Annotated in this window: 1 protein-coding gene; it reads left to right on the forward strand. The window is 75.3% G+C overall.

Annotated features, from left to right (window positions below):
• Window positions 1-3,133 (forward strand): type I polyketide synthase (locus ACFVWU_RS44635; RefSeq protein ID WP_387632402.1); only part of this gene is annotated, 3,133 nt, incomplete at both ends.

Consider the following 3,133-nt stretch of genomic DNA (forward strand, 5'->3'; position numbering starts at 1 on the left):
CCGCATCGCCTACACCCTCGGGCTGGAGGGCCCGGCCGTCACCGTCGACACCGCGTGCTCCTCCGCGCTCGTCGCCCTCCACCTCGCGGTGCGCGCGCTGCGCGCCGGCGAGTGCTCGATGGCCGTCGCCGGCGGCGTCGCCGTCATGCCGACCACCCGCCTGTTCACCGAGTTCTCCCGCCAGCGCGGCCTCGCCCCCGACGGGCGCTGCAAGCCCTTCGCGGAGGCCGCGGACGGCACCTCCTGGGCCGAGGGGGTCGGCGTCCTGCTCGTCGAGCGGCTCTCGGACGCCCGGCGCCTGGGCCACGAGGTCCTCGCCGTCGTCCGGGGCACCGCCGTCAACCAGGACGGCGCCAGCAGCCGCCTGACCGCCCCCAACGGCCCCTCGCAGCAGCGCGTCATCCAGGCCGCGCTCGCCAACGCCCGCCTCACCCCCGACCAGGTCGACGCGGTCGAGGCCCACGGCACGGGTACCACCTTGGGCGACCCGATCGAGGCCCAGGCCCTGCTCGCGACCTACGGGCAGGACCGGCCCGCGGACCGGCCGCTCTACCTCGGCGGCGTCAAGTCCAACATCGGCCACGCCCAGGCGGCGGCCGGCGTCGCGGGTGTCATCAAGACGGTCATGGCGCTGCGCGCCGGGATGCTGCCGGCCACCCTGCACGTCGACGAGCCGTCCTCGCACGTGGACTGGACGGCGGGCGCCGTCGAGCTGCTGACGCAGGCCCGCGACTGGCCGCCGACCGGGCGTCCGCGCCGGGCGGGCGTCTCGGCGTTCGGCATCAGCGGGACCAACGCGCACGTGATCCTGGAGCAGGCGGACGAGGTTGCGGCGGAGGAGCCCGCGGAGGCTGCCCCGGTCCCGGCCGTCGTGCCGTGGGTGCTGAGCGGCCGGACGCCGGACGCGCTGCGCGCCCAGGCCGCCCGGCTGGGCGAGGCCGCGACGGACCTGCCGGTCGCGGACGTCGCGGCGGCGCTGGCCACGAGCCGGTCGATGCTCAACCACCGTGCCGTGGTGGTCGGTTCGGACCGGGACGGGCTGCTGCGTGGGCTCGACGCGCTGGCGGCGGGCTCGGGCGGCGTCGTCGAGGGCGCGGTCCGGGGCGGTGGGACGGCGTTCCTGTTCTCCGGGCAGGGGTCGCAGCGGCTGGGGATGGGCCGGGAGTTGCACGAACGCTTCCCGGTGTTCGCTCGGGCCTTCGACGAGGTGTGCGGGGCGGTGGACCTCCCGCTTCGGGACGTCGTCTGGGGATCGGACGAGGAGCTGCTGAACCGGACGGAGTACGCCCAGGTGGCGCTCTTCGCCGTCGAGGTGGCGCTCTACCGACTGGTCGAATCGCTGGGCGTGCGGCCGGAGTTCGTGGCCGGGCACTCGATCGGCGAGGTGGTGGCGGCGCACGTGGCCGGGGTGTTCTCGCTCGCCGACGCGTGCGCGCTGGTGAGCGCCCGTGGCCGGCTGATGCAGGCGCTGCCTTCGGGCGGCGCGATGCTGGCGGTGCAGGCGACGGAGGACGAACTCCTGCCGCTGCTCGGTGACTTCGTGTCGATCGCCGCCGTGAACGGGCCTTCGTCGGTGGTCGTTTCCGGTAGCGAGGAGGCCGTCGCGGCGGTCCGCGCGCACTTCGCCGACCGCAAGACGACCCGGCTGCGGGTCTCGCACGCGTTCCACTCGCCACTGATGGACCCGATGCTGGAGGACTTCCGCGCCGTCCTCGACGGGCTGACGTACGCTGCTCCTTCGATCCCGGTCATCTCCAACCTGACGGGGGAGGCAGCCGCTCCCGAGCAGCTGTGCTCGGCGGACTACTGGGTGCGCCACGTCCGCGAAGCCGTCCGTTTCGCCGACGGCGTGCGTGCGTTGGAGTCCGCCGGCGTCACCCGCTTCCTGGAGCTCGGCCCCGACGGCGTCCTGACGGCACTGGCGGCCTCCTCGCTTTCCGACGAGGCCGTGTCGGCCTCCGTCCTCCGCAAGGACCAGGACGAGGAAACGACCGTCCTGACCGCGCTCGCGCGCCTGCACGTCACCGGCGCGCCCGTCGACTGGGCCGCGCTCTTCGCCGGCACTGCCGTCCGCCCGGCCGACCTGCCGACCTACGCCTTCCAGCACCGTCGCTACTGGCCCGTGACCGTCCCCGCGACCGCCGGTGACCTCGGCGCCGCGGGCCTCGACACCGCCGGCCACCCGCTGCTCACCGCCTCGCTCGAACTCTCCGACGACGACGGCCTGTTGTTCACGTCCCGGCTCTCCCGGCAGTCCCACCCCTGGCTCGCCGACCACGAGGTGCGCGGCAACGTCCTGCTGCCCGGCACCGCGTTCCTCGAACTGGCCGTCCGCGCCGGGGACGAGGCCGGCTGCGACCGCGTCGAGGAACTGACCCTGGCCGCGCCGCTCGTCCTGCCCGAGCGTGAGGGCGTCCAGTTGCAACTGCGGGTCGGCGCGGCCGACGAGAACGGCCGCCGCACCTTCACCGTCGCCTCCCGGCCCGAGGGCGCCGACGGCCGCGCCTGGGACCAGCACGCGAGCGGCGTCCTGGCCGTGGGGGAGACGCGCGCCGCGTTCGAGGCGTCCGTGTGGCCGCCGGCCGGTGCCGAGGCGGTCGACCTGACCGGGCTGTACGAGGGCATGGCCGACGGTGGCTACGCGTACGGCCCGGTGTTCCAGGGCCTGCGGGCGGCCTGGCGGCGCGGCGACGAGGTCTTCGCCGACGTCGCCCTGCCGGAGGGCACCGAGGGCGCCGGTTACGGTCTGCACCCGGCGCTGCTCGACGCCGCCCTGCACGTGACGGCCGTCAACGGGATGCCGCACGGCGTCGTGCCGTTCTCGTGGGAGGACGTGTCGCTGCACGCCTCCGGGGCGTCCTCGGTGCGCGTGCGCGTCACCCGGACCGGCGAGGAGTCCGTTGCGGTGGCGGTCGCCGACGCCGAGGGCCTGCCGGTGGCGTCCGTGGGGTCGCTGGCCCTGCGCGCGGTGTCGAGCGGGGAGTCGGCGGCGGCTCGGGACGGGCTGTTCCGGGTGGACTGGGTGCCGGTGAAGAGCGCGGCTGCTCCGGAGTTCGTGGAGGTGGAGTCGCTGGCGGAGGTGCCGTCGGAGGTTGCGCCGGTGGTGGTGGTCCGACCGGCGGACGACGAGGTG

Source organism: Kitasatospora sp. NPDC058190 (assembly GCF_042883685.1).
Taxonomy (GTDB): Bacteria; Actinomycetota; Actinomycetes; order Streptomycetales; family Streptomycetaceae; genus Kitasatospora.